We start from the raw sequence: 484 nt of genomic DNA, 5'->3' as shown, positions 1-484 counted from the left end.
GGGGTTCAGAAGTAGAAACTATGCGGCCATGGCCAGCCGCTGTTTTGGCGTCAATCCGCCCAAGGCCATGTTCGGGCGATCGTGATTGTAAGTCCACATCCAGTCGGTCGCGAAACGCTGAACGTGCTCCAGGTCCTCCCAGTGGTACTGCGACAGCCATTCGTAGCGCACCGTCCGGTTGAATCGCTCGACATACGCATTCTGCTGAGGCTTACCCGGCTGGATGTAGTCGAGTCTGATGCCATATTGCCGGGCCCATTCGGTGATCGTCGCGCTCAGATACTCGGGCCCGTTGTCACACCGAATCGCCTTTGGCCGGCCACGCCAACTGATGATCTGCCGCAGCGCACGGATCACCCGCTGCGAGGGCAGCGAGAAGTCGATCTCGATGCCGAGCGCTTCGCGGTTGAAGTCGTCGATCACGTTAAACAGTCGGATGCTGCGTCCGTCGGCCAGTTGGTCGTGCATGAAGTCCATCGACCAG

General features: G+C 59.7%; 1 protein-coding gene. It reads right to left on the bottom strand.

The genetic code is table 11. The annotated features are described in order from the left end of the window. Positions 1 to 18: 18 nt before the first annotated feature. A partial coding sequence (locus tag KQH60_RS02500) for an IS3 family transposase (protein WP_237575022.1) occupies positions 19 to 484 on the bottom strand: 466 nt, incomplete at its 5' end.

Origin of the sequence: Mycetohabitans sp. B8 (genome assembly GCF_021991875.1) — a bacterium.
In the GTDB taxonomy this organism is placed as follows: domain Bacteria; phylum Pseudomonadota; class Gammaproteobacteria; order Burkholderiales; family Burkholderiaceae; genus Mycetohabitans.
The sequence above is the reverse complement of the archived record's forward strand: the minus strand, read 5'-3'. Positions and strand labels throughout refer to the sequence as shown.